Consider the following 25,838-nt stretch of genomic DNA (forward strand, 5'->3'; position numbering starts at 1 on the left):
CATGCGGCCGTCCTGCATCAGGACGGTCCCTAAGCCCAGCTCCGCTTCGCTGTCACTGATCCAGCGTTGCCCCGGTTCATACTGCGCCATGCTTGTCTCCCGCGTGAAAAAGCCGACTATGTTAACGGAACCCAGGGCTCAGGCCCAAGGCAGCATTGCTGCGCAAGGGCACTTTGTGTGATTAGGTAGATCAAAAGTGTAGCGAGGCAAGGCTCAAGTCGCGGCTTGACTGGCCGACAGTCTGACCAAAGGAGGGCTTATTAGATGCTGCCGCCGATTCCTCACAGTCTGGCTCCCGTGACCGTCCAGCAGGATGTGGTTAAGCCGCGCCCGGAAATTCCGCCGGTGACTGCCACGGCCGAAAGCTCCAAGGAAAGTGGCGTGAGCCTGGACAAACGCCACCCCCAGGAAGCCGAGGCACTGCTGCGCGAAGAGCAGCGTCGTCGTCAGCGCCGCCACGGCTACAGCCCGGAAGAGCTGGCCGAAGGTGAAGTGGCCGAGGCAGATATAGAGGAACTCAGTGAGTTGCCGCGTCAGGGGTTGTGGGTGGATGTGGAAGTTTGAGTGATTTAGCCGTGGATCTATTTGCCGACAGCCCGCTGCAGCTGGCCAACGCCGACTTGCAATTGCATGCGCAGTGGCTGGATACGCCAACCGCCGACTGCTGGCTGGCCGAGTTGAGTGCGCAGACACCCTGGCAGCAGCCGCAGGTGCAGATTTACGGGCGGCAACTGCCGGTGCCGCGCCTGGTGGCCTGGTATGGCGATGCCGAGGCCAGTTACCGCTACTCCGGTTTGACCCATCAACCCTTGCCCTGGACGCCGCTGCTGGCGCAGATTCGTGCGCAGGTGGAGCAGGCCGTGGGGCAACCGCTGAATGGCGTGCTGCTCAACTATTACCGTGATGGTCAGGATTCCATGGGCTGGCACAGTGATGATGAGGCCGAGTTGGGCGCAAATCCGCTGATCGCTTCGCTCAATCTGGGCGGCACGCGGCGCTTTGATCTGCGCCGTAAAGGGCACAACCGTATCGAGCATTCATTGCCGCTGCAGCATGGTTCGCTGCTGGTCATGCGCGGGGCAACCCAGCATTATTGGCAACACCAAGTGGCGAAGACGCGCAGCCCCTGCGCGCCCCGTCTGAACCTGACCTTTCGGTTGATCAAGCCAAGCCCATGAGCCAAGACGACAAGCTGATTGATTTCGCCGCCGAGCGCGACAAGCGCATCCATGGCCTGCGCGACAAGAAACTCAATGAAATGCGCGATGCCTTCGAGCAGGCTCTGCCGCTGCCCAAAGGCAAGAAAAAGCCCAAGGGCAAGCCGAAAAAGCCCTGAGGCGGATGTGCATCAGGCTGATTTGTTGATCTGGATCAGCTGAGCGTCGCCTCTTCTGGCCAGTGCCCGCCGCTTGTTGATCTGGATCAATAGCGCTCCTGCCGCCCCTGCTAACTTGAAGCCATACCCACACAGGCTTCATAGCAGGAGGCAGCATGTTTATCGATGTTGTAGTGCTCGCCGGTATCGGCACCGTCGGTCTGATGGTCGCCTTCTTCGCCGGTGTCGGTTATTTCATCTGGCAGGACTCACGCAAGCGCAAGCAGGGCTGAATCTGCCATAAGAGGCACGCAAGGCAATTTGGGCGACTTAGGTCGCCCTTTTTTATTTTCATTTGGTGTGTTTTATGCCGCGTGCGCATCTTCCGGGCTGCGCGGGGATCCGATGCGCAGGTAGTTGTCGAGTTTGGCCTGCTGCGCGGGCGTCATAAACAGGCCGAGCTTGCTGCGCCGCCAGAGAATGTCCTCGGCCAGCACGGCCCATTCTTCCTGGCACAGGTAGTCGACTTCACGGGTATACAGGCCGCCACCCAGGTGTTCACCCAGGTCGCTGAGGTTGCTCACGCCTTTGAGCATCACCCAACTGCGGCTGCCGTAGCTGCTGGCCCAGCGCCGCGCCAACGAGGTGGGCAGCCAGCCAAAGCGGGCGCAGAGTGCTTCCACCAGGGCGTTTTGGCTGTCCAGTTGCTCGGCGCCAGGCAGCAGGCTGCTGGCGGTCCAGCATGGGCCCATCGTGGCGAAGTAGGGCGCCAGTAGCGCCAGCGCCGATTCGGCGAGCTTGCGGTAGGTGGTCAGCTTGCCGCCGAACACCGAGAGCAGCGGCGCTTCGCCGGGATGGCCGGACAGCGACAGGGTGTAGTCGCGGGTGACGGCCGAGGGATCATCCGACTCGTCGTCGCACAGCGGCCTTACGCCAGCGTAAGTGTGCAGGATGTCACTGCGCTGAATCTGCTTCTTGAAATGAGCGTTGACCACGTTCAGCAGGTAGTCAGTTTCTTCTTCACTTATTGCCACTTTTGCCGGGTCGCCCTGGTATTCCCGGTCCGTGGTGCCGATCAGGGTGAAATGTTCCTGATAGGGGGTGGCGAAGACGATACGGCGGTCTTCGTTTTGCAGGATATAGGCCTGTTCACCTTCGAACAGGCGCGGCACGACGATATGGCTGCCCTGGATCAGGCGGATACCGTACGGCGAATCCTGCTTCAGGTCTTCGCGAATAAAGCGCGCCACCCAGGGGCCGGCGGCATTGATCAAGGCGCGGGCGCGAATCGAGAACAGGCTGCCATCGCGGCGTTCCAGATGGATATGCCACAAGCCCTTGCTGCGCCGTGCGCTAACGCAGCGGGTGCGGCTGTGCACGTGGGCGCCTTGCTCGCGGGCGGCCATGGCGTTGAGCACCACCAGGCGAGCGTCATCGACCCAGCAATCGGAATATTCGAAACCACGGCTGATCTCGGCTTGCAGCGGGCTGCCGGCGCCGAAACGCAGGCTGCGCGAGCCTGCCAGCTGCTCGCGCTTGCCCAGGTGATCGTAGAGAAACAGCCCGGCGCGGATCATCCAGGCCGGCCGCAGGTGCGGGCGGTGCGGTAGGATAAAGCGCATGGGTTTGACGATATGCGGGGCCTTGTTCAGCAGCACTTCGCGCTCGGCCAGTGCCTCACGCACCAGGCGGAATTCGTAGTGCTCCAGGTAGCGCAGGCCGCCGTGGATCAGCTTGCTGCTGGCGGAGGAGGTGTGCTGCGCCAGGTCGTCCTTTTCGCAAAGGAACACGGACAAGCCGCGCCCAGCTGCATCGGCGGCGATCCCGACACCATTGATACCGCCGCCAATCACGGCAAGATCATAGACTTCAGCGAGTGGAACAAGGCTGGCGGAACGAGTAGGCATGGCGGCACCGAAAGTCAGTATTGAACTTTGAATGTTCACTTTCGAAAATATGCTAGTCGAATAATCACGGCTTCGCCACCCCGAAATACGCTTTCGCGCCCAGTGGTCGTGGATTTCTAAGCTAAGGCTTTTGGCTTGGATATGTACTCATTACCTGTTGCTCCGTGCTGTAGGCCTTTGTAGGAGCGGGCTTTCCCGCGAAATCCGGCAACGCAAAAGCATCGCGGGCAAGCCCGTTCCTACAGGTCGGCGCTCTTCCTCAAGATTTCCTGCAACAGCTAACGCAGACATAGCCTTTGGCTTACACCAGGTCGAGGTGCACCTTGTGCTCGGCGAGCAGGCGGTGGATTGCCGCGGAAGGCGCAGCATCGGTAAACAGTCGGTCGACCAGGGCCACCGAGCCCAGGCGCACCACGGCATTACGGCCGAACTTGCTGGAATCGACGGCTAGAAACACCTGGCGGGCATTGCTGATAATCGCCTGGGAGACCCGCACTTCCTGGTAGTCGAAGTCGAGCAGGCTGCCGTCTTCATCGATGCCGCTGATGCCGACCAGGGCGAAATCGACCTTGAACTGCTGGATAAAATCCACCGCCGCCTGGCCGACCACACCGCCGTCGCTGCGCACCGTGCCGCCGGCCAGTAGCACCTCGAAGTCCGCTTTGGCGCTCAGTTGGGCGGCTACGTGCAGGTTGTTGGTGATGACCTTCAGGCCCTTGTGGCCGAGCAGTTCGCGGGCAATGGCTTCGGTGGTGGTGCCGATGTTGATAAAGAGCGAGGCATGGTTGGGGACATGCGCGGCAATGGCGGCGGCGATGCGCTGTTTTTCATCGCGCATCTGCCCGGCGCGCATGCTGTAGGCAGTGTTCTGCGTGCTTGAGCTTTCACTGGCGGCACCGCCATGGGTGCGCCGCAGTAGGCCCTGTTCGGCGAGTTGGTTAATGTCGCGGCGAATGGTTTGCGGGGTGACGGCAAACGCCTGGGCCAACTCGTCGATGCTGACATAGCCGCGTTCGCGGGCGAGTTCGAGAATGTCGTGTTGGCGGGGCGGCAGGGTCATGGGGCAAATCCTTGAAGTTGCGCGCCATTATAGGCTGCCGAAAGGGCAATAGATGGGCTAAGGTACGCCAACTTTGTCAGATTATTTTCACATTCGAACATGACGCCTGCCATCGATCTGCTGAAAAAAGCCAAGGCTGTGCACCAGGTGCACAGTTACCACCACGATCCCAAGGCGGCTTCCTATGGCCTGGAAGCGGCGGAAAAGCTCGAACTTGAGCCGGCCCAGGTGTTCAAGACCCTGCTGGCAGCCAGCGAGAAAGGCGAGTTGCTGGTGGCGGTGGTGCCGGTGGCCGGTACGCTTGATCTGAAAGCCCTGGCGCATGCCGCCGGGGTAAAGAAAGCCGATATGGCCGACCCCGCGGCAGCGCAACGGGCCACCGGCTATCTGCTCGGTGGTATCAGTCCGCTGGGGCAGAAGAAGCGTTTGCGCACCTTTATCGATGACTCTGCGCAGCAGTTTCCCAGTATCTATGTCAGCGCCGGGCGGCGCGGGCTGGAAGTGCAGCTGGACGCCGCCGTGCTGGCGCAGCTGACCCAGGCGTTGTTTGCACCTATTGGTCGCGGCTAGCAGCCGCTCTACAACTTATAAAAACAAGGAAATCTGCATGTCTCATTACCTGCTTGCTATCGACCAGGGCACCACCAGCAGTCGGGCGATTGTCTTCAGTGCTCAGGGCTTACCCGTGGCGCGGGCGCAGCAGGAGTTCAAGCAGTATTTTCCCCAGGACGGCTGGGTTGAGCATGATGGCGAAGAGCTGTGGTTGAGCACCCTCAAGGTTTGCCGTGAGGCGCTTAAGCAGAGCGGCCTGAGTGCCAGCGATGTGGCGGCGATCGGCATCACTAACCAGCGTGAAACCACCCTGGTGTGGGATGCGCAGACCGGTACGCCGATCCATCCGGCGATTGTCTGGCAGGACCGGCGCACCGCCGATTACTGCGCCGAGCTGAAAGCCGCCGGCCATGAACCTGTCGTAGCCGCCAAGACCGGGCTATTGATCGATCCGTATTTCTCGGCAACCAAATTGCGCTGGATTCTGCAGAAGGTGCCCGGCGCCCGTGAGCGTGCCGAGCGCGGTGAGCTGCGTTTTGGCACCGTGGATTCCTTCCTGCTGTGGCGTCTGACCGGCGGTAAATCGCACAAGACCGACGCCAGCAACGCCTCGCGCACCCTGCTGTTCAATATCCACACCCAGCAGTGGGATGAGGAACTGCTCAAGCTGTTCGAGATTCCCGCCAGCCTGCTGCCGGAGGTGCTCGATTGCGCCGCTGATTTCGGCATCACCGCAGCCGATCTGCTCGGTGCGGCCATTCCGGTACTGGGCATGGCCGGCGATCAGCAGGCCGCGCTGATCGGCCAGGCCTGCTTCGAGCCGGGCATGGTCAAGAGTACCTATGGCACTGGCTGTTTTATGATCCAGAACACCGGCAGCACGCCGGTGACCTCGAAGAACCGTCTGCTCACCACGGTCGGTTATCGCCTAAATGGCCAGGTCACCTATGCGGTGGAAGGCAGCATCTTCGTCGCCGGCGCCGCCGTGCAGTGGCTGCGCGACGGTATCAAGCTGATCAGCCATGCCCGCGATACCGAAGCCATGGCCGAGCAGACCGGCGATGCCTGCGGCGTGTACCTGGTGCCGGCCTTTACCGGCCTGGGGGCGCCGTACTGGGACCCGAAAGCCCGTGGCGCGATTTTCGGCTTGACCCGCGACACCGGGATCAAGGAAATCGTCACCGCCGGCCTGCAGTCGGTGTGCTACCAGACCCGTGACCTACTGGAAGCCATGCGCCAGGACGGCGCGGCCGAACCGAGCGCGCTGCGGGTGGATGGCGGCATGGTGGAAAACAACTGGGTCATGCAGTTTCTCGCCGACATTCTCGGCGTGCCGGTGGAGCGCCCGGAAGTCACGGAAACCACGGCCCTCGGCGTGGCCTATCTGGCCGGCCTGCAAGCCGGGCTTTATACGGATTTGGCGAGCATCGCCCGGCATTGGCATCGCCAGCAGCGCTTCGACCCGCGTATGGCCGACAGCCACCGCAGCAAGCTGTATGACGGTTGGCTGGATGCGGTGCAACGGGTACGCAGCGACGGCTGAGGCGAGGCATTGTGTAGGCGCCAGCTTGCTGGCGACTGTTCTACTCGAAACCTATCGCCAGTCAGAGTTAGAGCGGGTGCCGACCCTAAATAGGTTCTCAGGAGCCCGCGAGCATGACTCCTTCATATTGATTGGTCAGCTCGTGCATCTGCCACAGCAGGGTCTCGGTGGTGGTGGCAATCACCGTGGGTACATAGCGCGAGTCGCTGGCTAGGTTGAAGCCGGCGCGGGTAAAGCGCCACTGCGCTTCGGCCTGTTTGAGGCCTTTGCTGATCTGCGCGGTGTTCTGGCTAGCCTGTTGCAGTTCCTGCAGTGCCACTTCGAATTCGTTGACCGCCTGATCGAATTGCTGCTGCAACTCGGTGATTGGCAGATGCCAGCTCATGGCCAGGTACAGCTTGGCGATACGTTGGCTAAGCATGCGCTGGCGACCGCTGCGGTTGACCAGCGCGGCACTGCTGGCACCGCTGTGGCGTTCCACAAGTTGCACCACCTGCTCGCTCTGTGCCAGCAACTGATCGCTCAGCAGCAACACCTGGAGTGCACCGGTTTTGTCCGGGCGGGTGAGTGCTTGCTCGCGATAGCGTTGCCAGGTTTCGCCGGCTTGTTGCAGGGCGCTACGAATTTCCGCGGTGGGAGCGTATTCGCTCAGGGCCAGGTAGTTGCTCTCGAATTTGGCGATGCTCTGGTCGAGTTGTTGCTCGGCCTGTTCGGGACGGATCTCGGCACCGAGCATCAGGTAATTCTTGGCAATCCGCTGGCTGAGCATGCGCTGCATGCCCGACAGGTTCATGGCCTCGGCGACGCTGATACTGGCCCAGCTGTTTGGGCTGAGCAGCACCAGCAGCGCTAGCCAGGGGGCGATTAGACGGCTTGTCATGGCGTTCTCCATAGGCGCGCGGCGTGGCCGCGCGCCCTTCGCTGGGGGCAGGGATCAGTAGCTGTATTGCAGCTGCAGCCAGGCCTTGTCGGTATCCACGGCGAAGTCGTCGGCATCGTAGCTGGCGTATTTGACCAGGCCGACCAGGCCCTTCACGCCCGGAATCGGGTGGGCGTAGGACAGGTTGATCTCCTCACCGTACTGGCTGCTACCTTGCTCGGCGCGGAAGTCGTGGTACCAGGCCTGCAAGCTGCCGCCGAGCAGGGGCACGGTGGCGCCGACATAGGCATCCTTGACACCGTCGGCCGGGGTGGTGAGGAAGATATCGGCCCAGCCCTGGAAGGCGTGCTTGGTCGCCAGTGGCGTCTGGAAGGCGCGGTTGCCCGGCCCCTCGTCGCCGCCGAGCACTTCGTAGCCGGCCTTCATCACGACGCCCTTGAGCGCGTCGCCCTTGAAGGTGTAGCCCAGCTCGGCCAGGTAGTAGTCGCTGTCCAGTTCCTGCGGGTTGTCGGCATAGTCCTTCTGCTGGGCATACTCGGCAACGACGCTGAAGTCGCCGACGGCAGCGTTGGCACGCAGGCCGGTGGTGCGGCTGGACAGGCTGCCCAGCGCGGCGGCTCCACTCACCGCGATGTTGTCCAGGCCAAGCAGGTAGCTGTAGCCGGTCAGGGTCAGTTGCGGAGCGCCACGAAAGTCACGCAGGAGCACGTATTGGGCATTGAGCAGGTGGCTGTGACCTTCGATATTGGCCGGGTTGGTCTTGTTGTCGTACCGACCGTTGCCCGGGCCGAAGATGCTGTTGATATTGTCGATATAGCTGTAGGTCAGCGTCATGCCGGTGATCGGCTTGAGCTGGCCGAGCACGCCGTCGTAGGTCTGCTCGTTCTGCCGCCAGGCCACGCTCCCGACAAAGCGCTGGTTGTCCAGGTTGATGCGCTGGCGACCGAGCACCGCGCTGCCGGACTTATGGTCGTAGCGCAGCAGGGCCTGGTTGACCTCGCTGCCATCCGGGTCGGCAACCACCGAGTACTCGCTCTGGCCGTTGCGGGTTTCGTTGTAGCTGGCATCGCCGATACGGCTGACGTTGTCGGCTTCGACCAGCGCCGAGAGGCCGTACCACTTGCCGCTCTGTACACCAACGCGGGTGCGCAGGGTCTGGGCGTTGGCGTGCTTGAGGGCGTTGTCCTGATCGACATGCTCATAGCGGTAGCGCGCATCAAGGATCGGCTTGGCCTGGGTAAACACTTTGCTGAAGTCTTCTTCAGCGAGGGCGGCGTGGCTGAGGGTGGTGCCAGCAATGGCCAGCGACAGCAGGGACAGTTTCATCATGCGCATAGCGGTCTTCCTGTAAGCCAAAAAACGCAAAAAAAAACGCCACAGCGCCCATGTCTCGAAAGGAGAGGGGTGCTATGACGTCGTTGTCGGTTGAGTGGCAGACACGCCGTTGTGCTGACCGGGGTGGCACGTAGCAGGCGGCGTGCCAGGATTTATAAGTTGCTGATTTATTGAGATTTAGTGAATTTTTAAGAACCTTTGGCGATTAATCGCTGCACCGTAGCAGCCCGCTGCGCATTCAGACGGTGCAGCTGTACCGGCGCAATCGTCGGTCGCTGTAGTGGGCGCGTATTGGCGTGCTGCGGCATGCTCTGCGCCCTTACAGATAAGGAGAGTCGCCCCATGCAGCTTGAATTTCACCAGGTCGATGCCTTTGCCGCACGGCCGTTTACCGGCAACCCGGCGATGGTCTATCGCCTAGACAGTTGGCTTGACGACGCCCTGATGCAGCAGATTGCCGCCGAACACAACCTGGCGGAAACCGCCTTTGTGGTGAAGGAGGGCGCGGCCTGGCATATCCGCTGGTTTACCCCGACGGCGGAGGTGCCGCTGTGCGGGCACGCCACCCTGGCCAGTGCCCATGTGCTGTTTGAGGTCTATGGCGAACCGGGTGAGGCGCTTGACTTCAGCTGTTTGTCCGGCGCGTTGCGGGTTACCCGTGCCGGCACCAAGCTGGTGCTGGATTTCCCCGTGCGCCATGCGCTGCCGTGTGACTTACGCGCAGAGGTTGAGCTGGCGTTGGGCCAGCCGGTAGAGAGTGTACTGGCGCTGCATGAAGGGCAGGGGATTCAGGAGCTGTTGGCGATTTTGCCGAACGAGGCTGTGGTGCGGGCCTGTCAGCCTGATCTGGCGGCAGTGGCCAAGTTGCCGGGGCTGGGCTTGCTGATCAGCGCGCCCGGTGAGCAGCACGATTTTGTCTCGCGTTATTTCGCCCCGGCCATCGGCATCAATGAGGACCCGGTGACCGGCTCGACCCACTGCATCCTCACGCCGTATTGGGCGCAGCGCTTGGATAAGTGCGAGTTGAGCGCTTTCCAGTGTTCGGCCCGGGGCGGCGAGTTGCACTGTGAGTTAGCCGGCAAGCGGGTGAAGATCGCCGGCCAGGCGCATTTGCTTGCCAGCGGCCGGTTATTGCTGGAGTGAGTCAGCTGTCGCTGCTGTAGCGGCGTACCCCCGATTCCCCCAGATTGACCTGGGCGGCAATGCTACCCGGAGCGGGGAATGCCACCAGATGGTCGGCGGCCACGCGAATGCCGACCTGCTGGCCGGGCAGGTGGTCGGCGTGGCTGGGGAAGATCGATTCCAGCTGGCTGCCGGTGGGCAGTTGCAGGCGATACAGGGTCGCCGCGCCGAGGAAGGTCTTGCCGACGATCAGGGCCTTTTGCGGGCTGTCCGGGGCGTAGACGATATCGTCCGGGCGTAGCAGTACGTCCACCGCACTGCCGGTCGGCCAGGTGTAGGCGCGGTTGCCGCGAATCAGGCCCAGTTCGGTTTGTACTGCATCCGGGCTGAGCAACTGGCCGCGAATAAAGTAGCCCTGGCCGATAAAACTCGCGACAAAGGGCGTCAGCGGCTCGTGGTACAGGTTGAATGGGGTATCCCACTGCTGCAGCTTGCCCTCATGAAAGACGCCGACGTGATCGCTAACGGCGAAGGCTTCTTCCTGATCATGGGTCACCAGAATTGCACTGGTGCCGCGCGCCTTGAGGATGTCACGCACTTCATGGCTCAGGCGCCGCCGCAGCTCGCCATCCAGGTTGGAAAACGGCTCGTCGAGCAGCAGCAGCTGCGGTTCAGGGGCCAGGGCGCGGGCCAGGGCCACACGCTGCTGCTGGCCGCCAGACAGCTCGTGCGGGTAGCGCTTGCCGAGGTGGCCGAGTTTCACCAACTCCATCAGCTCCTGGGTGACGCGCTCGCAGTTGGCCAGCTTGCGGATGCCGAAACCAATGTTCTCGGCCACGCTCAGGTGCGGAAACAGCGCGTAATCCTGGAACACCATGCCGATCCGGCGTTTCTCCGGGGCCAGGGTAAAGCCAGCTTTGGAGATAAGCTGATCAGCCAGCTGAATCTCGCCTTCCAGCACCGGCTCGAAACCGGCAATCGCCCGCAGCGTGGTGGTCTTGCCGCAGCCCGAAGGGCCGAGCAGGCAGCCGATATCGCCGGCATTCAGGTGCAGATTGAGGTTCTGCACCACCTTGTGTCCGGGGTAGCCGCAGCTCAGTTCGCGCAGGTTTAGCAGGGGCTGGCTCATGCGTGGTGGTACGCCGGGTCAACCAGAAATTCGAGCAAGGCCTTCTGCACATGCAGGCGGTTCTCGGCTTGATCCCAGGCTGCTGAACGCGGGTCGTCGAGCAAATCCTCGCTGATTTCCTCGCCACGGTGGGCCGGCAGGCAGTGCAGGAACAGCACATCGCGGTCGGCGGCGTCGAGCAGCGCACGGTTGACCTGATAGGGCCGGAACAGCTTGAGGCGCTCGGCGGCTTCGTCTTCCTGGCCCATCGAGGCCCACACGTCGGTGCTCACCAGATGGGCGCCAGCAACGGCGGCAAGCGGGTCGCGGAGGATCTGCACACGCTCACCGGCGGCGGCGAGGAATTTAGCGTTCGGCTCATAGCCCTCAGGGCAGGCGACGCGCAGCTGGAAGTCGAACTGCATGGCCGCTTCTATATAGGAGTTGCACATATTGTTGCCGTCGCCGATCCACACCACGGTCTTGCCCTTGATGCTGCCGCGCTGCTCCTGGTAGGTCTGCATATCGGCCAGCAACTGACAGGGGTGCAGATCATCGGACAGGCCGTTGATCACTGGCACGCGCGAGTTAGCGGCGAATTCGGTCAGGGTGCTGTGGGCAAAGGTGCGGATCATCACCGCATCGAGCATGCGCGACATAACGATGGCGGCGTCGCCAATCGGCTCGCCACGGCCCAGCTGGGTGTCGCGCGGCGAGAGGAAGATGGCCTGGCCGCCGAGCTGGATCATGCCAGCTTCGAACGACAGGCGGGTGCGGGTCGAGGCCTTCTCGAAGATCATGCCCAGCACGCGGTTTTTCAGCGGCTCGAACAGTACGCCGCGGTTACGCAAGTCCTTCAGCTCCATGCCGCGACGGATCAGGCTCACCAGTTCATCCGGTGTGCAATCCATCAGCGAGAGAAAGTGTCTTGCGCTCATCGTTAACTACCTTTTGACAGCAGGGCGCAGGTTCAATGGCCTAATTAAATAGAAGAAACGGCAGAACCTGCGGCTGGGGGGCCGCACTGTGCGACGAAACGGGGAAGTCGCGATCTTATAAGCAAACGCCGATCAGGCGCAAATTGCCTGCGCTTTCAAGGTGATTGCAGTGGGGCGAATTACCAGCTATCGGCTGACCTGATGCCGCGCAATTCACGCAGCGAACCCTGCTGGTGCAGGTTCCGTTCTGCCGCCATAGTCATGCTGTGCGGTGCTTGGTGCATCGACTCAAAACAAGAGGCCCGGCCATGAGCAAAACCCTCCACCACCGTGCATGCCATCTCTGCGAAGCCATCTGTGGCCTGACCATCGAAACCGAAGTGCAGGAAGACGGCTCCACGCAGATTCGCTCGATCAAGGGCGATGCCCAGGATAGCTTCAGCCGCGGCCATATCTGCCCCAAGGCGGTGGCCCTGCAGGATATCCAGAGCGACCCCGACCGCCTGCGCCAGCCGATGCGCCGGGTGGGCAATGAGTGGCAGGCCATCGACTGGGATGAGGCTTTTGAACTGGTGGCCACGCGCCTGAGTGAGATCCAGACGCGGCACGGGCAGAACGCCGTGGCGGTGTACCAGGGCAATCCAAGCGTGCATAACTATGGCCTGATGACCCACAGCAACTACTTCCTCGGCCAGCTGAAAACCCGCAACCGTTATTCCGCCACCTCGGTCGATCAGCTGCCGCATCACCTGACCAGTCACCTGATGTACGGCCATGGTCTGCTGATTCCGATTCCGGATATCGATCACACCGACTTTATGCTGATTCTCGGCGGTAACCCGCTGGCCTCCAACGGCAGCATCATGACCGTGCCGGATGTGGAAAAGCGCTTGAAGGCCATCCAGCAACGCGGCGGCAAGCTGGTGGTGGTCGACCCGCGGCGTAGCGAAACCGCGGCGATTGCCGACCAGCATGTGTTCGTTCGTCCGGGGCAGGACGCTGCGCTGCTGTTCGGCCTGCTCAATACCCTGTTTGAGGAAAACCTCGGCCGCGCCAGCCACTTGGCGATAGACGGGCTGGATCAAGTGCGTCAGGCGCTTGCCGGTTTTACCGCCGAAGCCATGAGCGCCCGCTGCGGTGTGCCGGCGCAGACGATTCGCCAGTTGGCGCGCGACTTCGCGGCTGCCGAGTCGGCGGTGTGCTATGGGCGCATGGGCGTCTCCACCCAGGCCTTCGGCACCCTGTGTCAGTGGCTGGTGCAGCTGATCAACCTGGTTACCGGCAATCTCGACCGGGTCGGCGGCGTGCTCTGCACCGAGCCGGCCGTGGATTTGGTGGCCTCGACCTCGGGTGGGCATTTCAACCGCTGGCAAAGCCGCGTGTCCGGCTTGCCGGAGTACGGCGGCGAGTTGCCGGTGTCGGCCCTGGCCGAGGAAATGCTCAGCGAGGGTGAAGGGCAGGTGCGCGCGCTGGTCACAGTGGCGGGCAACCCGGTGCTGTCCACACCGAATGGGCGGCAGCTGGAGCAGGCGCTGGATGGCCTGGAATTTATGCTCAGCATCGACTTTTACATCAACGAAACCACCCGCTATGCCGACCTGATCCTGCCGCCAACCGGGCCGCTGGAACACGATCACTACGACACCACCTTCAATCTGTTTGCGGTGCGCAATGTCACCCGCTTCAACGAGGCCGTCCTGGCCAAGCCAGCCGGTGCGTTGCATGACTGGGAAATTTTCGTCGGCCTGGCCAAGGCCTTTGCTGCCAAGACGGGCGTGGAGCTGAAACCGACCATGGCGCCCGAGCAGATGATCGACATGGGCCTGCGTTTCGGCGCCTACGGCGACAAGTCGGAGCATAAGCTGTCCCTGGCCACGCTGCGTGAACACCCGCACGGGCTCGACCTGGGCGCGCTTAAACCGAATCTGGCGGGTCGCCTGAAAACCGCCAACCAGCAGATTCAGGCCGCACCGGCGGTAATCATGGCCGACCTGCAGCGCTTTGCCGCGCAGCCCACGGCCAAGGCGGACGAACTGCTGCTGATTGGCCGCCGCCATGTGCGCAGCAATAACTCCTGGATGCACAACTATCACCGCCTGGTTAAAGGCAAGCCGCGCCATCAGCTGCTGATGCACCCGGCGGACCTGAGCCAGCGCGGACTGACCGATGGTCAACGGGTGCGCGTGCGCTCGCGGGTCGGCGTCATCGAGGTGGAAGTGGCCGTCAGCGACGACATGATGGTCGGCGTGGTCAGCCTGCCGCATGGCTGGGGCCATGCGCGGCCGGGCGTGCAGATGAGCATCGCCAGCGGACAGCCGGGTGCCAGCGCCAATGACCTGACCGATGAGCGGCAACTCGATGCCTTGTCCGGCAATGCGGCGCTGAACGGGGTGCCGGTAAAGGTTGAAGCCGCTTGATCAGGTGATATTCGGCATAAGGAAAGTGGCAGGGAAGGCCGAGCATTGCGCTGGGCTTTTCGTTACAATGCCGCCACAGTGCCGACCCGTGAGTCGGGAAGTTAAGTCCTGAGGTGCCCAATGGATATCATCGAAACCATCAAAGAGCAGATCGCGAACAACACCGTTCTGCTGTACATGAAAGGCTCGCCGAACGCTCCGCAGTGCGGCTTTTCCTCTAAAGCGGCGCAGGTGGTGATGGCCTGTGGCGAGAAATTCGCCTACGTCGACATCCTGCAAAACCCGGAAATCCGCGCCAACCTGCCTAAATACGCCAACTGGCCAACCTTCCCACAATTGTGGGTCGGTGGTGAGCTGGTCGGCGGTAGCGACATCATGGCGGAAATGTTCGACAAGGGTGAGTTGCAGACCCTGATCAAGGACGCTGTGCAGAAAGCTGACGCTTAATCCGCTTGCACATAAACAACAAACCCCGCCAAGTGCGGGGTTTGTTGTTTATGGCGCGGTATTTTGCGCTTATTCGTCCATCTGCGACTGCAGATAGTTCTGCAGGCCCACGGCCTCAATCAGGCTGAGCTGCGTTTCCAGCCAGTCGATGTGGTCTTCCTCGGAGCAGAGGATTTCTTCGAGCAGCTCGCGGCTGGCGTAGTCGCCGATGCTTTCGCAGTAGGCAATCGCCGCTTTCAGGTCAATGTGCGCCTTGTGTTCGATCTTCAGGTCGCACTCGAGCATTTCTTTGGTGTTTTCACCGATCAGGATTTTACCGAGGTCTTGCACGTTAGGCAGGCCTTCGAGAAAGAGGATGCGCTTGATCAGCTTGTCCGCATGCTTCATCTCGTCGATGGACTCGTGATATTCGTGCTCGCCGAGTTTCTTCAGGCCCCAGTCCTCGTACATACGTGCGTGCAGGAAGTACTGGTTGATCGCGACCAGCTCGTTACCGAGGATCTTGTTCAGATGCTGGATGACCTTCTTGTCGCCTTTCATGTCTGCGTCTGCCTTGCAGGGGAGTTAGTTTTAAATTCTGGGCCGATGCTTCTAACCTGTCAAACCTAAGTGTTTGAATTTAAAGTTAAAATTAATATGAATGCGAATGTTTAAGTTCTGCATCTTGACGCTAAGGTGTTGAATTAAAGGCATAAAAAAACCGGACACAAGGTCCGGTTTTTTATATCGCTAAATTCAGGCGGCAACAAAGTTCGCCGGGTAGGCCATGGCGACCTGGCTGTTTTGCACGTCGCTCAAGGTTTCGCGGACCACTTGCTTGGCCAGGCAGGCGCATTTGCCGCATTGGCTGGCGACGCCGAGGGTGGCGCGCACGTCACGGTAGCTGCAGCAGCCTTCGTAGATGGCTTCGCGGATCTGACCGTCAGTAATACCTTCGCAGAGACACACGTACATGATTAGGGCTCGTGGCAGGGCAGTGGCTAATGCGACGGATACTAATGTTAATGAGAATGCTTGTCAAAACTGTGTGTGATTGATTGTGGCTCGCCTGACGAGCGGTGGTGGGCCATACAGAATCTGGCTGAGGGTGATGGGTTCTGCCCTGCATTGAGCCATCGCGGCCATGCAGCGTTGCGCTGAAATTTACCGGGCCAGCGGCAACAGGCCCAATCCGCTTGCCGCTGGCTTGCCCATAGGCGGAAAGCGCTTGCCGCTTTGCCGCTTTTGTCACGGTATTTATCAATTAAGTTACTGATAAATAAGTAAAAAATAATATGGCACAGGCATTGCTTATGGTCTTGCACGGAAAGTCGCAACACCAACCGGCAAAGGTTTCTGACCATGAGCATCAGTTTCGATCGGGCACTCGGCATCCATGAACAGGCACTGGGCTTTCGTGCTCAGCGCGCTGAAGTGTTGGCCAACAACATCGCCAACGCCGACACGCCGCACTACAAGGCGCGTGACCTGCAGTTCGCCACTGTGCTGGCTGAGCAAAGCGCCAAGAGCCAACGCGGCCCGGTCAGCTTGAATCGGACTAACAGCCAGCACATTCCCGCCGACGGCGTGATGGGTAGCGATGCCAACCTGGCGTACCGCACGCCGATGCACTCATCGATTGATCAGAACACCGTAGACCTGCAGATCGAACAATCGAATTACGCAGAGAACTCGGTGCAGTTCCAAGCCAGTTTCACCCTGCTCAACAGCAAATTCAAAGGGCTGGTCAGCGCCCTGCGCGGCGATTAATAGGAGCCTGAAGCCATGTCACTCGCCAGTGTTTTCAACATCGCCGGAACCGGCATGAGCGCCCAGAGCACTCGCCTGAACACCATTTCCAGCAACATTGCCAACGCCGAGACGGTCTCTTCGAGCATCGATCAGACCTACCGCGCACGGCATCCGGTGTTCGCCACCATGTTCCAGTCGGCGCAGAACGGTGATCGCGGTTCGCTGTTTGCCGATCAGGATGAAGCCGGTGTCGGCGTGCAGGTACTGGGTGTGGTCGAGGATCAGGGCAGCCTGATGCCGCGCTATGAGCCGAACCATCCGGCGGCCGATGCCGGCGGCTACGTGTACTACCCCAACGTCAACGTGGTGGAGGAGATGGCCGACATGATTTCTGCCAGTCGGGCCTTCCAGACCAACGTTGAAATGATGAACACCGCCAAACAGATGATGCAGCGCGTATTGACCCTGGGTCAGTAAGCCAACGGAAAAGGAGCACACCCCCATGAGTACTGTTGGCGATGTCAGTGGTTCGACGCTGGATCAATACCAGATCAAGAGTGAGACCAAGACGAATAAGGACTTGGGCAAGAATGAGTTTCTCAACTTGCTGGTGGCCCAGCTGAATAACCAGAACCCTTTGGAGCCGCAAGGCAATGGCGAGTTTATCGCCCAGTTGGCGCAGTTCAGCCAGGTTGAGGGGATCGAGAAGTTGAATACCAGCATGGGCTCGTTGCTCACCGGTTATCAGTCGTCCCAGGCGCTGCAAGCCTCGTCTCTGGTCGGGCGCAAGGTGATTGTGCCCGGTGACAAGGCGGTGGTTGATACCAGTCAGAGTTTCAAGGCCAGCCTGGTGCTGCCGGCCAGCAGCAGCAACGTCTACGTCAATATTTATGACAAGTCGGGGGCGGCCGTAAGTCGGGTTAATCTCGGCGAGCAGGCAGCGGGTAATGTCAGCTTTATCTGGGATGGCAAGGACTCCAGCGGCAATCTATTGCCGCCTGGCTCCTACAAGTTCGAGGCGCAGGCCACTTATGCCGAGGGTACCAAGGGACTCTTCACCATGCTGCCGGCTAACGTCGACAGCGTCACCTTGGGCGGCAGCGAATTGATGTTGAACCTGGCTGGGCTCGGTAGCGTGCCAATGTCGCAAGTCCAGGTGATCGGTCAGTAACTAACAGGTTTAGCCGCCGGCTGTCCGGCAAAGGAGTCTTCCATGGGTTTCAATATCGGTCTTAGCGGTCTGCGTGCGGCGACCAGCGACCTCAACGTGACCGGCAACAACATCGCCAACGCCGGTACTGCCGGCTTCAAACAGTCGCGTGCCGAGTTTGCCGATGTCTATGCGGCATCCGTGCTGGGCTCCGGGGCCAACCCGCAGGGCAGTGGTGTGCTGCTGGGCGATGTGTCGCAGCTGTTCAACCAGGGCAACATCAACTACACGCAAAATGCGCTGGATTTGGCGATCAACGGTAATGGCTTCTTCCAGACCAGTAATAACGGCGAGGTGAGTTATACCCGTGCCGGTTACTTCGGCACGGATCGCGAAGGCTTTCTGGTGAATAATTTTGGTTACAAGCTGCAGGGTTATGCGGTGGATGCCAATAACAACCTGCAAAATGGCGTGATCAGCGACCTGCAGATTGAGACGGCCAGCCAGGCTCCGCTGCCTACTAGCAACCTGGACCAGACCTTCAACCTCAACTCGACCAATACTGTACCGACCACGGCGCCGTTCGATCCCACCGATCCGACCACCTATAACTCTTCGACCTCGACCAATATTTACGACACCCAGGGTAACTCCCACGTATTTACCCAGTATTTTGTTAAGACTGGGCCTAATACTTGGAACATGAATGTGCTGATCGATGGGCGCAATCCGGACGATCCGACCCTGACCACGCCGTCCACGGTTGATCTGCAGTTCACCACGGCGGGTCAGTTGGATGTAGCGGCGCTGATCGCTTCGACACCCACCGGTTTCTCCGTGGGGGCTGACGGCACCATTGATCTGACCACCTGGGTGCCTGCTGCGCCGGACACCTCGGTGCCGCCGATCTGGTCGGCCAATGGCGCTGATGCCAGTCCAACTGGGGTAAATATCGATCTGCGCCAGTCCACCCAGTTTGCCAGCTCTTTCGCGGTGAACAGCGTCAGCCAGGATGGCTACACCACCGGTCAGTTGGCCGGGCTGGAAATTGATGACACCGGGGTGATCTTTGCCCGTTACACCAATGGTCAGTCGAACATTCAGGGGCAGGTGATTCTGGCCAGCTTCGCCAATGTGCAGGGGCTGACGCCGGTGGGTAAAACCGCTTGGGTGCAATCCTTTGCCTCGGGTGAGCCGGTGGTCGGTGTGCCACGTAGCGGTACCCTGGGGGCTCTGCAGTCCGGTGCCCTGGAAGACTCCAACGTCGAACTGTCGGACCAGTTGGTCAACCTGATCGTCGCCCAGCGCAACTACCAGGCCAACGCCAAGACCATCGAAACCGAAAGCGCTATTACCCAGACCATTATCAACCTGCGTTGATAGGTGTTGCCTGCGGCAGGCAAGCGCCTGTCGCAGGCGGCAAAAGTACGCCGCGCTGGTATTTAGAAGGCTCCTTTGGGAGCCTTTTTTATTTTTAAAATTTATATTTATCAAGTACTTATGTTTGTTTTTCGAGTGCTGGCACAGCCATTGCTTCATAGCCTGTATAGAGCAGCGCGGCGGCAAGCCCACTCGGAGAATAACCATGGACAAGATGCTGTACGTTTCCATGACTGGCGCCCACAACAACACCCTGGCCCAGCGTGCCCACGCCAACAACCTGGCAAATATCACCACCAATGGTTTCCGCCGGGATTTCGAGCAGGCGCGTTCCATGCCGATCTTTGGTGACGGTTATCCGTCACGGGTCTACGCCATGAGCGAACGTCCGGGGACTGACTTTACCCCGGGCTCGCTGCAGGAAACCGGGCGCGATCTGGATGTGGCCGTTGGCGGCAAGGGTTGGTTGGCCGTGCAGGCGCCCGATGGCACTGAAGCCTATGTGCGTACCGCCAGCCTGAACGTCGATGCCCTGGGCGTTTTGCGTACCGGCAATGGCTTGCCGGTGATGGGCAACGCCGGGCCGATTGCGGTGCCGCCAGAGCAGAAAATCGAAATCGGCAAGGACGGCACCATCAGCATTCGCGCCCTGGGCGAGGCGCCTAACGTGCTGGCCGAGGTGGACCGGTTGAAACTGGTCAACCCGGACCTCAAGCAGATGGAGAAGGGCACCGATGGCCTGATCCGCTTCAAGGGCCAGGGCCCGGTACAGGCGGACGCCAATATGGAAGTCACCTCGGGCTTTCTCGAATCGAGCAACGTCAACGCCGTGGAAGAGATGACCGCGATCCTCTCGCTGTCCCGCCAATTCGAATTGCAAGTGAAGATGATGCGCACCGCCGAAGACAACTCGGCGGCCATGGCGCGCGTCTTGCAAATGACCTAATTATCAGCACGCGGCGTCGGTAAATCGACGCCCGAGGAGAATCGCTATGCTTCCGGCACTGTGGGTCAGCAAGACCGGTCTGTCCGCTCAGGACATGAACCTGACCACCATTTCCAACAACCTGGCCAACGTCTCGACCACCGGCTTCAAGCGTGATCGCGCCGAGTTCGAGGACCTGCTGTACCAGATCCGTCGTCAGCCGGGTGGCCAGTCCAGCCAGGACAGCCAACTGCCGTCGGGCCTGCAACTGGGTACCGGTGTGCGGGTGGTGGGTACGCAGAAGATCTTCACTGCCGGTAGCCTGCAAACCACCGAGCAGCCGCTGGATATGGCGATCAACGGCCGTGGTTTCTTCCAGGTCTTGTTGCCTGACGGCACCGTGTCCTACAGCCGCGACGGTAGCTTTCATCTGAACTCCGATGGCCAGGTGGTGACCTCCAACGGTTATGCCCTGGAGCCCGCCATCGTGCTGCCCAACGAGGTGCGCACCTTTACCGTGGGCGAGGACGGCACCGTGTCGGTGACCACTTCCGGCAATCCGCAGCCGCAGATCGTCGGCAACCTGCAGACCGCCGACTTTATTAACCCGGCGGGTCTGGAAGCAATCGGCAACAACCTGTTTCTGGAGACCGCCTCCAGCGGCGCACCGCAGGTTGGTACGCCCGGCCTGAACGGCCTGGGTACCACGCTGCAGAACACCCTGGAAAACTCCAACGTCAGCGTGGTCGAGGAGCTGGTGAACATGATCACCACTCAGCGCGCCTATGAAATGAACTCCAAGGTCATTTCCACCGCTGACCAGATGCTCGGCTTTATTTCGCAGAACCTTTAATGGCGTAGGGTGGGTTAGACGCGAAGCGGCGTAACCCACCAAGGTCTTCACCCAGCAGAATGCAACATCTGAGGTAGTAGATATGAACCGGCTGATAATCATAAGTGCACTGCTTGGCCCCCTGGCTTTGAGTGGCTGCATGGCTCCCGCGCCTAAGCCGGATGATCCCTATTACGCGCCGGTGATGCCGCGCACCCCGCTGCCTGCGGCGCAGAACAACGGTTCGATCTATCAGGCCGGTTTTGACAATGGGCTGTTCGGTGATCGCAAGGCCTATCGCGTCGGTGACATCATCACCATCACCCTCAATGAGCGCACCCAGGCCAGCAAGAACAGCAACAGCCAGATCAGCAAAGACAGCTCGGCCAACCTCGGCGTGCCCAACCTGTTCGGCATGGCCGTGGCACCGAAAAATCCGCTGGCAGGCATTAGTGCGCTGGGGCTGACCAACGACACCCTCGGCCTGGATGCCAGCTTCGACGCCACCCGTGAAAGCGAAGGTTCCGGTGCGGCCGGGCAAAGCAACAGCCTGACCGGTTCGATCACCGTGTCGGTGGCCGAAGTGATGCCCAACGGCGTGCTGCTGGTGCGCGGGGAGAAGTGGATGACCCTCAATACCGGCGATGAGCTGGTACGGATTGCCGGCCTGGTGCGCGCGGATGACATCTCTACCGACAACACCGTGTCCTCGACCCGCATCGCCGATGCACGCATCACCTACTCGGGCACTGGCGCCTTTGCCGATGCTTCTCAGCCGGGCTGGATGAGCCGGTTTTTTCTTAGCCCAATGTGGCCGTTCTGAGGATGGCTACTATGACGCTTAGCAAATACCTGCTCGCCGCTGCCGCCCTGTTGCTGGCTTCGCTGGCTCAGGCCGAGCGGCTTAAGGATTTGGCCAGCATCCAGGGCGTGCGCACTAACCAGTTGATCGGCTACGGCCTGGTGGTCGGCCTCAATGGCAGTGGCGACCAGACCACCCAGACGCCGTTCACCGTGCAGACCTTCAACAACATGATGGCGCAGTTCGGCATCAAGGTGCCGCAGGGCGGCAACGTGCAGCTGAAGAACGTGGCTGCGGTGTCGATCCATGCGGATCTGCCGGCGTTCGCCAAGCCCGGGCAGACCATCGACATCACCGTGTCCTCCATCGGTAACGCCAAGAGCCTGCGCGGCGGCAGCCTGCTGATGACGCCGCTCAAGGGCATCGACGGCAACGTTTACGCGATTGCCCAGGGCAACCTGGTGGTTGGCGGTTTTGACGCCGAAGGCGGCGACGGCTCGCGGATTACCGTCAACGTGCCGTCGGCGGGGCGCATTCCTGGTGGTGCGACGGTCGAACGGCCGGTGCCAAGCGGTTTCGATCAGGGCAACAGCCTGACGCTCAATCTCAATCGTCCAGATTTCACCACGGCAAAGAACATCGTCGACCATATCAACGAACTGCTCGGCCCAGGCGTGGCGCAGGCGGTCGATGGCGGCTCGATTCGCGTCAGCGCACCGCTCGATCCGGGTCAGCGGGTGGACTACCTGTCGATTCTGGAAAACCTCGAAGTCGAGATCGGCCAGGCCGTGGCCAAGGTCATCATCAACTCGCGCACCGGCACCATCGTGATTGGCCAGAACGTGCGCGTGCAGCCTGCCGCCGTAACCCACGGCAGCCTGACCGTGACCATTACCGAAGACCCGATTGTCAGCCAGCCGGAAGCATTGTCCGGCGGCCAGACCGCTGTGGTGCCGCGCTCGCGGGTGAATGCCGATGAAGAAGCCAAGCCGATGTTCAAGTTCGGCCCCGGCACCACGCTGGATGAAATCGTCCGCGCGGTGAATCAGGTGGGCGCTTCGCCTTCCGACCTAATGGCCATCCTGGAGGCGCTGAAACAAGCCGGCGCGCTACAGGCTGACCTGATCGTTATATAAGAGGGCTGCGCCATGGACTCTCGCCTTTCAGCCGGTTTGCTCGGCGGCACCAGCACCGTCGACAGTGGTGCTTATAACGATCTCAATCGCCTCAACCAGTTCAAGGTCGGCGGTGACAGCGAAAAAAACATCAAGAAGGTGGCTCAGGAATTCGAGTCGCTGTTTCTCAATGAAATGCTCAAGGCCATGCGCTCGGCCAACGAAGTGTTCGGTGAAGGCAACTTCATGAACAGCAACGAGAGCAAAACCTACCAAGACATGCACGACCAGCAGCTGTCGGTGACCCTGTCCAATCACCAGAACGGCATCGGCCTGGCCGACGTGCTGGTGCGGCAAATGTCGAAGATCAAGGATGCCGGCAGCCGCCCGAATCCGTTTGCCCAGGTCGATGAACCGGTGCCCAGTGCGCCGAGTAAGCCACTGGCCAAGGTCGACAGCGCGCGTGACGACAGCTCGTTGATCAATCAGCGGCGCCTGTCGCTGCCGGGCAAGCTGACGGACCGTCTGCTCGCCGGCATTGTGCCATCGGCCACTGCCGCCGATGGCCAGCCATTGGCGCAGAACGACTGGATTCCCGCCAAGGCCTTTGCCGCACCCGCCGATACCGCGCTGGCTTTGAATGGGATGGACGCGATCACCGGGCGGCGCATTGCCCAGCCGCCACTGGCGCCGGGCAAAGCCGCGTTCGGCTCGAAAGATGAATTTATTGCCGCCATGCTGCCGATGGCCGAGCAGGCCGCCGAGAAGATTGGCGTCGACCCGCGTTACCTGGTGGCCCAGGCCGCGCTGGAAACCGGTTGGGGCAAGTCGATCATTCGCCAGCAGGATGGCAGCAGCAGCCACAACCTGTTCGGCATCAAGACCCACAACACCTGGGAAGGCGACTCTGCGCGGGTACTGACCACCGAGTTCAAGGGCGGCAAGGCGGTCAAGGAAGCGGCCTCGTTCCGCGCCTATGACTCCTTCGAACACAGCTTTAACGACTACGTGAGCTTCCTGCAGGGCAATGGCCGTTACGAGAAGGCCCTGGCCAACACCGACAAGCCCGAGCAGTTCGCCCGTGAACTGCAGAAGGCCGGCTACGCCACCGACCCGCAGTACGCCCGCAAGATCGCCCAGATAGCGCGGCAGATGCAGACCTATCAAACAGTCGCGGCCGTCACTACGCCGTCCACCAACGGATGATGAAGCATGGCTGACTTACTCAATATTGGCCTGTCCGGGCTGTCGGCGAACAAGACCTCGCTGGCCGTTACCGGCCATAACATCACCAACGTCAATACCCCGGGTTTCTCGCGCCAGGAGACGATCCAGGCCACGCGCATTCCGCAGTTCAGCGGTGCCGGCTATATCGGCTCGGGCACCACGCTGGTGGATGTGCGGCGCATCTATAACGAATTCCTCAATACCCAGGTGCGCAGCAGCACGGCGCTCAACAGCGATACCCAGAGCTATCTGAGCCAGATCAACCAGCTCGATTCGCTGCTGGCCGGCACTACCACGGGGATTAACCCAGGGCTGCAGAAAGTTTTCGCTGCACTGCAGACCGCCGCCGAAGACCCGGCCAATATCCCCGCGCGGCAGCTCGCCTTGTCCGAAGCCGAAGGTTTGGCCAAGCGCTTTAATACCGTGTACGACCGTCTGTACGAGCAGAACGCTTTTATCAACAAGCAGCTATCGGCGGTGACCGATCAGGTCAACCAGCTAGCCGGGTCGATTGCCGGTTACAACGAAGCCATCGCGGTGGCCGCGTCTAACGGCCAGCAGCCCAACGACCTGCTTGATGCCCGTGAAGAAACGGTGCGTAAGCTGTCGACCTTTATCGGTGTGACGGTGGTCACCCAGGATGACAACAGCTACAACCTGTTTGTCGGCTCAGGCCAGCCCTTGGTGGTCGGCAGCCAGGCTTCGCGGCTGGAGGTGGTACCTGGGCTATCTGATCCGCTGCGCAGTGAGGTGCAGTTTGTCAGCGGCAACTCGCGCCAGGGTATTACCTCGCTGATTACCGGCGGCGAGATGGGCGGGTTGATTCGCTACCGTGAAGATGTGCTGGACACCACGCTGAACTCGGTTGGGCGCCTGGCGCTGTCAGTCACCGATCAGGTCAACCGCCAGCTGGGCCAGGGCCTGGACCTCAATGGTCAGTTCGGCAATGGCCTGTTCCGCGAGCTGAATGATCCCATTCTGACTGGTCAGCGCAGCCTGGCGCGTATCGGCAATAGCGATACCACGGCCAATCTCAATGTGCTGATCGAAGACACCACGCAGCTGACCACTAGCGACTATGAGGTGGAGTTTACTAACGCCACTGATTACACCGTGCGGCGCGTCAGTGACGGCACCAGCTTTGGCCCGTTCGACATTACCCAGGTGCCGGCGGCGGAGTTCGATGGTGTTTCGCTGAATGTGGCCAGTGGCACCTTTGCCGCCGGGGACCGCTTTCGGGTGATGCCGACCCGCAATGCAGGCGAATCCATCCGTGCGGATATGAAGCGGCCCGAAGAGCTGGCGTTTGCCGCCCCGCTGAAAGCGCAAACCAGCCCGGCGAATATCGGCACCGGGGTGATCAGCCAGCCGACGTTGATAACTGAAATCGATATCTATGACCCGGTGGCGCAGGCCGATCTGGAAACCAGCCTGCGCAATGCGCCGCCGCTGCGCATCGTCATGGGCGCCGGCGGTGGGGCAACCCAGGGCTATGACGTGGTCGATATCAACGGCAACGTCATCGATACCGGGGTGATTGTGCCCGGCCAGAACAACAAACTGTCCATCAGCGTGCCCGCGACTGCCGGCCCGCCCGCTGTGCCGGTGCCCTTCGATTATGAAGTGACCATCAGCGGCCGGCCGCAAGCGGGCGACAATTTTTCGGTTTCCTTTAACACCAATGGGGTGTCTGATAACCGCAATGCGTTGAAGCTGATTGATCTGCAAAACCGCACGACAATTGGCATCAATCCTTTAGCACCGGATACCACTGGCTCAAGTTTTACCGATGCCTATGGCGATCTGGTAGAGCGAGTGGGCACCCTGACCAGCCAGGCACGGGTCGATGGCGAGGCCACCGGCGCCATTCTTAAGCAGGCCACCGATAACCGGGATTCAGTATCGGCGGTCAACCTCGATGAAGAGGCGGCCAAACTGATTCAGTTTGAGCAGTATTACCAGGCCTCGGCGCAGATCATTCAAGTTGCCCGCAACCTGTTCGATACACTGATTAACACGTTCTGACGCGCTGTCTAGAACTTCGAGGTTAGC

The 25,838-nt window shown here is 60.7% G+C and carries 28 protein-coding genes; 19 read left to right on the top strand and 9 right to left on the bottom strand.

What is annotated here, in order from left to right; genetic code table 11:
- Positions 1-90, bottom strand: a 90-nt coding sequence (locus WA145_RS00710) for a hypothetical protein (RefSeq protein ID WP_422579776.1), incomplete at its 3' end; no start/stop codon positions are given.
- Between the two features lie 174 nt (positions 91-264).
- On the opposite strand from WA145_RS00710, the gene WA145_RS00715 reads away from it, so the two are divergent.
- The 4 genes from WA145_RS00715 to ccoM all read left to right on the top strand — a co-directional run bounded on the left by WA145_RS00715 (position 265) and on the right by ccoM (position 1,608).
- The gene (locus WA145_RS00715; RefSeq protein WP_422579726.1) at positions 265-564 is read left to right on the top strand and encodes an aspartate-semialdehyde dehydrogenase; all 300 of its coding nucleotides are present in this window, start codon (positions 265-267) and stop codon (positions 562-564) included.
- A gap of 11 nt (positions 565-575) precedes the next feature.
- The gene (locus WA145_RS00720) at positions 576-1,178 is read left to right on the top strand and encodes an alpha-ketoglutarate-dependent dioxygenase AlkB family protein (protein WP_422579777.1); all 603 of its coding nucleotides are present in this window, start codon (positions 576-578) and stop codon (positions 1,176-1,178) included.
- Entirely contained in the window at positions 1,175-1,336 is a 162-nt protein-coding gene (locus WA145_RS00725) for a hypothetical protein (protein WP_422579727.1), read from the top strand. Before WA145_RS00720 ends, WA145_RS00725 begins: the two co-directional genes overlap by 4 nt.
- A gap of 155 nt (positions 1,337-1,491) precedes the next feature.
- Complete coding sequence (ccoM, locus tag WA145_RS00730; RefSeq protein WP_422579728.1) at positions 1,492-1,608, top strand: cytochrome c oxidase subunit CcoM; 117 nt, start codon at positions 1,492-1,494, stop codon at positions 1,606-1,608.
- A 72-nt stretch (positions 1,609-1,680) separates the two neighbouring features.
- Here ccoM and glpD read toward each other — a convergent pair whose 3' ends face one another.
- Both glpD and WA145_RS00740 read right to left on the bottom strand, forming a co-directional pair.
- Positions 1,681-3,222: a glycerol-3-phosphate dehydrogenase gene (gene glpD / locus WA145_RS00735; protein WP_422579729.1), complete on the bottom strand. Its 1,542-nt coding sequence runs from the start codon at positions 3,220-3,222 to the stop codon at positions 1,681-1,683.
- A 301-nt stretch (positions 3,223-3,523) separates the two neighbouring features.
- On the bottom strand, positions 3,524-4,282 hold the full coding sequence (locus tag WA145_RS00740) for a DeoR/GlpR family DNA-binding transcription regulator (protein WP_422579730.1): 759 nt from the start codon (positions 4,280-4,282) through the stop codon (positions 3,524-3,526).
- A gap of 99 nt (positions 4,283-4,381) precedes the next feature.
- Here WA145_RS00740 and ybaK point away from each other — a divergent pair, with 99 nt between their 5' ends.
- Entirely contained in the window at positions 4,382-4,852 is a 471-nt protein-coding gene (gene ybaK, locus WA145_RS00745; RefSeq protein ID WP_422579731.1) for a Cys-tRNA(Pro) deacylase, read from the top strand.
- A 37-nt stretch (positions 4,853-4,889) separates the two neighbouring features.
- The gene (glpK, locus tag WA145_RS00750) at positions 4,890-6,377 is read left to right on the top strand and encodes a glycerol kinase GlpK (RefSeq protein WP_422579732.1); all 1,488 of its coding nucleotides are present in this window, start codon (positions 4,890-4,892) and stop codon (positions 6,375-6,377) included.
- Positions 6,378-6,474: 97 nt separating this feature from the next.
- Here glpK and WA145_RS00755 read toward each other — a convergent pair whose 3' ends face one another.
- Positions 6,475-7,257 carry a type IV pili methyl-accepting chemotaxis transducer N-terminal domain-containing protein gene (locus WA145_RS00755; RefSeq protein WP_422579733.1) on the bottom strand — a complete coding sequence of 261 codons (783 nt, stop codon included), beginning with the start codon at positions 7,255-7,257 and terminating at the stop codon, positions 6,475-6,477.
- Positions 7,258-7,311: 54 nt separating this feature from the next.
- Positions 7,312-8,592, bottom strand: coding sequence for a hypothetical protein (locus WA145_RS00760; RefSeq protein WP_422579734.1), 1,281 nt, complete (start codon positions 8,590-8,592; stop codon positions 7,312-7,314).
- Between the two features lie 342 nt (positions 8,593-8,934).
- Here WA145_RS00760 and WA145_RS00765 point away from each other — a divergent pair, with 342 nt between their 5' ends.
- The gene (locus WA145_RS00765; protein WP_422579735.1) at positions 8,935-9,735 is read left to right on the top strand and encodes a PhzF family phenazine biosynthesis protein; all 801 of its coding nucleotides are present in this window, start codon (positions 8,935-8,937) and stop codon (positions 9,733-9,735) included.
- Position 9,736: 1 nt separating this feature from the next.
- Here the strand turns inward: WA145_RS00765 and WA145_RS00770 are convergent, their stop codons facing one another.
- Complete coding sequence (locus WA145_RS00770; protein ID WP_422579736.1) at positions 9,737-10,843, bottom strand: ABC transporter ATP-binding protein; 1,107 nt, start codon at positions 10,841-10,843, stop codon at positions 9,737-9,739.
- Positions 10,840-11,760, bottom strand: a complete 921-nt coding sequence (argF, locus tag WA145_RS00775; RefSeq protein ID WP_422579737.1) for an ornithine carbamoyltransferase — start codon at positions 11,758-11,760, stop codon at positions 10,840-10,842. Before argF ends, WA145_RS00770 begins: the two co-directional genes overlap by 4 nt.
- Positions 11,761-12,068: 308 nt before the next feature.
- Here argF and WA145_RS00780 point away from each other — a divergent pair, with 308 nt between their 5' ends.
- Positions 12,069-14,177 carry a molybdopterin oxidoreductase family protein gene (locus WA145_RS00780; protein ID WP_422579738.1) on the top strand — a complete coding sequence of 703 codons (2,109 nt, stop codon included), beginning with the start codon at positions 12,069-12,071 and terminating at the stop codon, positions 14,175-14,177.
- Between the two features lie 120 nt (positions 14,178-14,297).
- A complete protein-coding gene (grxD, locus tag WA145_RS00785) occupies positions 14,298-14,624 on the top strand; it encodes a Grx4 family monothiol glutaredoxin (protein WP_422579739.1) in 327 nt (108 codons plus the stop codon).
- 69 nt (positions 14,625-14,693) lie between these two features.
- Here the strand turns inward: grxD and bfr are convergent, their stop codons facing one another.
- Together bfr and WA145_RS00795 are read right to left on the bottom strand one after the other, a co-directional pair.
- Positions 14,694-15,164, bottom strand: coding sequence for a bacterioferritin (gene bfr, locus WA145_RS00790; RefSeq protein WP_296219633.1), 471 nt, complete (start codon positions 15,162-15,164; stop codon positions 14,694-14,696).
- Positions 15,165-15,359: 195 nt separating this feature from the next.
- On the bottom strand, positions 15,360-15,578 hold the full coding sequence (locus WA145_RS00795; RefSeq protein ID WP_422579740.1) for a bacterioferritin-associated ferredoxin: 219 nt from the start codon (positions 15,576-15,578) through the stop codon (positions 15,360-15,362).
- 387 nt (positions 15,579-15,965) lie between these two features.
- On the opposite strand from WA145_RS00795, the gene flgB reads away from it, so the two are divergent.
- The 10 genes from flgB to flgK all read left to right on the top strand — a co-directional run bounded on the left by flgB (position 15,966) and on the right by flgK (position 25,811).
- Complete coding sequence (gene flgB, locus WA145_RS00800; protein ID WP_422579741.1) at positions 15,966-16,373, top strand: flagellar basal body rod protein FlgB; 408 nt, start codon at positions 15,966-15,968, stop codon at positions 16,371-16,373.
- Positions 16,374-16,388: 15 nt separating this feature from the next.
- Positions 16,389-16,832: a flagellar basal body rod protein FlgC gene (gene flgC / locus WA145_RS00805; protein WP_422579742.1), complete on the top strand. Its 444-nt coding sequence runs from the start codon at positions 16,389-16,391 to the stop codon at positions 16,830-16,832.
- A gap of 25 nt (positions 16,833-16,857) precedes the next feature.
- Positions 16,858-17,526 (top strand): flagellar hook assembly protein FlgD, encoded by a 669-nt coding sequence (gene flgD / locus WA145_RS00810; protein WP_422579743.1) that lies wholly within the window; start codon positions 16,858-16,860, stop codon positions 17,524-17,526.
- A gap of 42 nt (positions 17,527-17,568) precedes the next feature.
- A complete protein-coding gene (flgE, locus tag WA145_RS00815) occupies positions 17,569-18,885 on the top strand; it encodes a flagellar hook protein FlgE (protein WP_422579744.1) in 1,317 nt (438 codons plus the stop codon).
- A gap of 205 nt (positions 18,886-19,090) precedes the next feature.
- Entirely contained in the window at positions 19,091-19,831 is a 741-nt protein-coding gene (locus WA145_RS00820; protein ID WP_422579745.1) for a flagellar basal body rod protein FlgF, read from the top strand.
- Positions 19,832-19,877: 46 nt separating this feature from the next.
- Positions 19,878-20,663 carry a flagellar basal-body rod protein FlgG gene (flgG, locus tag WA145_RS00825; protein ID WP_274088298.1) on the top strand — a complete coding sequence of 262 codons (786 nt, stop codon included), beginning with the start codon at positions 19,878-19,880 and terminating at the stop codon, positions 20,661-20,663.
- Between the two features lie 82 nt (positions 20,664-20,745).
- The gene (gene flgH / locus WA145_RS00830; protein WP_422579746.1) at positions 20,746-21,465 is read left to right on the top strand and encodes a flagellar basal body L-ring protein FlgH; all 720 of its coding nucleotides are present in this window, start codon (positions 20,746-20,748) and stop codon (positions 21,463-21,465) included.
- Between the two features lie 11 nt (positions 21,466-21,476).
- Entirely contained in the window at positions 21,477-22,580 is a 1,104-nt protein-coding gene (locus tag WA145_RS00835) for a flagellar basal body P-ring protein FlgI (protein ID WP_422579747.1), read from the top strand.
- Positions 22,581-22,592: 12 nt separating this feature from the next.
- Positions 22,593-23,765, top strand: a complete 1,173-nt coding sequence (gene flgJ, locus WA145_RS00840) for a flagellar assembly peptidoglycan hydrolase FlgJ (RefSeq protein WP_422579748.1) — start codon at positions 22,593-22,595, stop codon at positions 23,763-23,765.
- A gap of 6 nt (positions 23,766-23,771) precedes the next feature.
- Positions 23,772-25,811: a flagellar hook-associated protein FlgK gene (gene flgK / locus WA145_RS00845; protein ID WP_422579749.1), complete on the top strand. Its 2,040-nt coding sequence runs from the start codon at positions 23,772-23,774 to the stop codon at positions 25,809-25,811.
- The last annotated feature ends 27 nt before the right edge of the window (positions 25,812-25,838 follow it).

Origin of the sequence: Pseudomonas sp. (assembly GCF_049301935.1) — a bacterium.
Lineage (GTDB): Bacteria > Pseudomonadota > Gammaproteobacteria > Pseudomonadales > Pseudomonadaceae > Aquipseudomonas.

Bases quoted from the DNA above. Each gene is read 5' to 3' on its own strand.
- WA145_RS00715 (WP_422579726.1), top strand. From the start codon at position 265: ATGCTGCCGCCGATTCCTCACAGTCTGGCTCCCGTGACCGTCCAGCAG.
- WA145_RS00725 (WP_422579727.1), top strand. From the start codon at position 1,175: ATGAGCCAAGACGACAAGCTGATTGATTTCGCCGCCGAGCGCGACAAG.
- ccoM (WP_422579728.1), top strand. From the start codon at position 1,492: ATGTTTATCGATGTTGTAGTGCTCGCCGGTATCGGCACCGTCGGTCTG.
- glpD (WP_422579729.1), bottom strand. From the start codon at position 3,222: ATGCCTACTCGTTCCGCCAGCCTTGTTCCACTCGCTGAAGTCTATGAT.
- WA145_RS00740 (WP_422579730.1), bottom strand. From the start codon at position 4,282: ATGACCCTGCCGCCCCGCCAACACGACATTCTCGAACTCGCCCGCGAA.
- ybaK (WP_422579731.1), top strand. From the start codon at position 4,382: ATGACGCCTGCCATCGATCTGCTGAAAAAAGCCAAGGCTGTGCACCAG.
- glpK (WP_422579732.1), top strand. From the start codon at position 4,890: ATGTCTCATTACCTGCTTGCTATCGACCAGGGCACCACCAGCAGTCGG.
- WA145_RS00755 (WP_422579733.1), bottom strand. From the start codon at position 7,257: ATGACAAGCCGTCTAATCGCCCCCTGGCTAGCGCTGCTGGTGCTGCTC.
- WA145_RS00760 (WP_422579734.1), bottom strand. From the start codon at position 8,592: ATGCGCATGATGAAACTGTCCCTGCTGTCGCTGGCCATTGCTGGCACC.
- WA145_RS00765 (WP_422579735.1), top strand. From the start codon at position 8,935: ATGCAGCTTGAATTTCACCAGGTCGATGCCTTTGCCGCACGGCCGTTT.
- WA145_RS00770 (WP_422579736.1), bottom strand. From the start codon at position 10,843: ATGAGCCAGCCCCTGCTAAACCTGCGCGAACTGAGCTGCGGCTACCCC.
- argF (WP_422579737.1), bottom strand. From the start codon at position 11,760: ATGAGCGCAAGACACTTTCTCTCGCTGATGGATTGCACACCGGATGAA.
- WA145_RS00780 (WP_422579738.1), top strand. From the start codon at position 12,069: ATGAGCAAAACCCTCCACCACCGTGCATGCCATCTCTGCGAAGCCATC.
- grxD (WP_422579739.1), top strand. From the start codon at position 14,298: ATGGATATCATCGAAACCATCAAAGAGCAGATCGCGAACAACACCGTT.
- bfr (WP_296219633.1), bottom strand. From the start codon at position 15,164: ATGAAAGGCGACAAGAAGGTCATCCAGCATCTGAACAAGATCCTCGGT.
- WA145_RS00795 (WP_422579740.1), bottom strand. From the start codon at position 15,578: ATGTACGTGTGTCTCTGCGAAGGTATTACTGACGGTCAGATCCGCGAA.
- flgB (WP_422579741.1), top strand. From the start codon at position 15,966: ATGAGCATCAGTTTCGATCGGGCACTCGGCATCCATGAACAGGCACTG.
- flgC (WP_422579742.1), top strand. From the start codon at position 16,389: ATGTCACTCGCCAGTGTTTTCAACATCGCCGGAACCGGCATGAGCGCC.
- flgD (WP_422579743.1), top strand. From the start codon at position 16,858: ATGAGTACTGTTGGCGATGTCAGTGGTTCGACGCTGGATCAATACCAG.
- flgE (WP_422579744.1), top strand. From the start codon at position 17,569: ATGGGTTTCAATATCGGTCTTAGCGGTCTGCGTGCGGCGACCAGCGAC.
- WA145_RS00820 (WP_422579745.1), top strand. From the start codon at position 19,091: ATGGACAAGATGCTGTACGTTTCCATGACTGGCGCCCACAACAACACC.
- flgG (WP_274088298.1), top strand. From the start codon at position 19,878: ATGCTTCCGGCACTGTGGGTCAGCAAGACCGGTCTGTCCGCTCAGGAC.
- flgH (WP_422579746.1), top strand. From the start codon at position 20,746: ATGAACCGGCTGATAATCATAAGTGCACTGCTTGGCCCCCTGGCTTTG.
- WA145_RS00835 (WP_422579747.1), top strand. From the start codon at position 21,477: ATGACGCTTAGCAAATACCTGCTCGCCGCTGCCGCCCTGTTGCTGGCT.
- flgJ (WP_422579748.1), top strand. From the start codon at position 22,593: ATGGACTCTCGCCTTTCAGCCGGTTTGCTCGGCGGCACCAGCACCGTC.
- flgK (WP_422579749.1), top strand. From the start codon at position 23,772: ATGGCTGACTTACTCAATATTGGCCTGTCCGGGCTGTCGGCGAACAAG.